We start from the raw sequence: 2880 nt of genomic DNA, 5'->3' as shown, positions 1-2880 counted from the left end.
GATTGCTACCAGAATGCGCTGGCAGAACGGGTAAATGGGATCTTGAAAGGCGAATTCCTGCTGCATCGCCCTCGGGACCTGGCGCAGGCACGGCAGATGGTGGCCGAGTCGGTGGCGATCTATAACGCCGAGCGACCGCACCTGTCCCTTAAAATGCAGACGCCCGATGCAGTCCATCGGGCGTCCTTGGCCGCCTGACGGCGGCTGAATCATCCGCCACAGGTGTCAACCTATGGCAGGACGGGTCATTGAACGTCGGCTGGCTGGCGGATGCTGGCGGGCGGACGCGGGGTTGATGCGGCGTGCTGGCGAAGGCTGGCTGGCGCGCGGTGGAACCAAGGCGTCGGTAGTGCCGGCCGTTGGCCGGCTCCCCGCGATGCCCGAACGGATACGCCGGGACCCGCGATGTGCGCAGCACATCGTGGGGCTGAAGCGCGTCAGTGCGCCGCCGTTCCCTTGGCATCCATCTTGCTGGTCTGGTACAGCGCCAGGCCGATGCGCTTGATCAGGCCCAGCTGCTGTTCCAGCCACCAGGCGTGGTCTTCCTCGGTGTCCTTGAGCTGCACCAGCAGCATGTCGCGGCTCACGTAATCCTGGTGCTGCTCGCACAGCTTCATGCCGGCGGCCAGGTTGTCGCGCACGCTGTATTCGGTGTCCAGATCCTTCTGCAGCATTTCTTCCACGGTCACACCGGGCTCGAACGCATGCGGTCGCATGTCCGGGGTGCCGCCCAGGAACAGGATCCGGCGCAGCAGCGCATCGGCGTGCTGGGTCTCTTCTTCCATCTCGTGGTTCAGGCGTTCGTACAGCGCGAACAGGCCCTGGTCCTCGTAGCGGCGCGAATGGATGAAGTACTGGTCACGCGCAGCCAATTCGCCGCGCAGCAGTTCCTTCAAACACGCGATGACGTCCGGATTGCCTTTCATGGGGGAGCTTCCTGGTGGATCGATGGCCGCCATGGTGCCGCATCCGGAAATCCAATGATCTAATCGGAATCAGTTGCAGTTGCGCGCCTCCCGGCCTCTACATCGCCCGCACAGGCCTTCAACCGAGGGCGCACCGTGGTGGACAGCAGCCGACCCACGGTCGGCGCTACGTCGTGGCACCGGCCCTGCCCCTCCCGCGCTCCATCCAGTTCAACAGCGGGCCGGTCATGGCCGTGGTCACCAGCGCCATGATCACCAGCACCGCGAACAAGCGGTCGCCGAGGAAGCCCAGCTCGTAGCCCAGGTTGAGCACGATCAGCTCCATCAAACCGCGGGTGTTCATCAGCGCACCCAGCTTCCACGCTTCGTGGTTGTCCATGCCGGCACCGCGGGCCGCGCTCCAGGTGCCGATCAGCTTACCCAGCGTGGCCACTCCGATCACCGCCAGGCACAGCAGCAGATCGCTGGCCTGCAATGCATCGGCGCGCATGCGCAGGCCGGTCATGGCGAAGAACAACGGCAACAGCAGGGTCACTGCGAACGGCTCGACCTTGGTCGCCACGGTGTGTCGCAACGTCGCATTGCCCGAGACCGCCACACCGGCGGCGAACGCGCCGAACAGCGCGTGGATGCCCAGCATTTCGGTCACCAGCGCGCAGCCCAGTGCCATCAGCAGCATCACCAGCAGCCAGCGCCCTTCCTGGCCGGGGGCGATCACCTGCCGCGAGAACCATGGCCGTACCACCGCCAGCATCACGCCGACAAACGCCACCACGCAGACCAGGTTGATCGTCGCCGGCCCCCACCCCTGCGCCTGTGCGGCGGCCACGATCAGCGCCAGCAGGCACCACGCGGTGGCATCGCCCAGCGCAGCGCAGGCGATCGCGGTCTGCCCGAGCGGCGTGCTGGTCATGCCGCGGTCGGCCAGGATCCGCAGCAGCACCGGGAAGGCGGTGATGCTCAATGAAATGCCGACAAACAAGGCAAAGCCGGTGAAGCCGACCCCGCTCGGTGCGTGCGCGCGGTACAACCAGATCGCCAGCCCGACACCAAGCACGAACGGCACCGCAATGCCGGCATGGCTGACCACGAAGGCGAAGCGACGACGCCCGCGCAGCCCGCCCAGGTCCAGTTCGGCCCCGGCCACCAGCAGGAACATCAGCACGCCCAACTGACTGAGCAGGCCCAGCGACCCCAGCGACGCGGGCGGGAACAGCGCGCCATGCAGCTGCGGCAACAACGCCCCCAGCACCAACGGCCCCATCATCAGGCCGGCGGCCATTTCCCCGATTACGCCCGGCTGGCCGAACCGCCGGAACAGCCACCCGGCGCCCTTGGCCACCAGCAGCAGCGTCAGCAGTTGCATCAGGAACAGACCCAGCGGCGCGTGCAGGTGGGCGGCCCAGTCGGTGCCCAGCGACGACTCGGCGCGGGCCGCCTGCACGGCAACGTTCGGGCCGGCGTAGCGTGCCAGCGCGAGGCCAACCAGCAGTGGCAGCGCCACCCAGCCCAGGTAACGCCACGCCAGCCCGCTGCGGCGCATGCCGCCGGTGGTATCTGCTTCCATTACCGATCCCCATCGATTGAGGGGCGATTCTACCGCTGCACGGCGCGGCTGCGCCGTGCAGCGCATGCGCCGATCAGGCCAGCGCCTGCTCGTGCACGCCGGCCACCGCACGGCCGGAGGGGTCGGCCATGCTGGCAAAGCTGGCATCCCAGGCAATCGCCGCTGGCGACGAGCACGCGATCGACTTGCCCCCCGGCACCGTTTCGGCCGCGGCCTGGGTCGGGAAGTACTGCTCGAAGACGTGGCGGTAGTAGTACGCCTCCTTGGTCTGCGGCGGGTTGTGCACGAACCGCTTGTCGGCCGCGGCCATCACCCGGTCGCTGATCTGCGCGTCGGCATGCGCCTTGAGCCCGTCGATCCAGCCATAGCCGACGCCATCGCTGAACC

The 2880-nt window shown here is 67.4% G+C and carries 3 protein-coding genes and 1 pseudogene; 1 reads left to right on the top strand and 3 read right to left on the bottom strand.

All coding sequences use genetic code 11. The features are described from left to right. On the top strand, positions 1–198 hold a 198-nt coding region (locus tag ACXJKH_RS18020), incomplete at its 5' end, for an integrase core domain-containing protein (RefSeq protein WP_457321383.1). A gap of 239 nt (positions 199–437) precedes the next feature. On the opposite strand, the gene bfr is transcribed toward ACXJKH_RS18020, so the two are convergent. The 3 genes and pseudogenes from bfr to asnB all read right to left on the bottom strand — a co-directional run. After that, positions 438–926, bottom strand: coding sequence for a bacterioferritin (gene bfr / locus ACXJKH_RS18015; RefSeq protein ID WP_256777386.1), 489 nt, complete (start codon positions 924–926; stop codon positions 438–440). 166 nt (positions 927–1092) lie between these two features. Next, positions 1093–2493, bottom strand: coding sequence for a cation:proton antiporter (locus tag ACXJKH_RS18010; protein ID WP_457321380.1), 1401 nt, complete (start codon positions 2491–2493; stop codon positions 1093–1095). A gap of 73 nt (positions 2494–2566) precedes the next feature. Further along, positions 2567–2880 (bottom strand): annotated as a pseudogene (gene asnB / locus ACXJKH_RS18005) (asparagine synthase B); the annotation flags it as partial.

It is taken from the genome of Stenotrophomonas sp. P5_B8 (assembly GCF_054049855.1).
The sequence above is the reverse complement of the archived record's forward strand: the minus strand, read 5'-3'. Positions and strand labels throughout refer to the sequence as shown.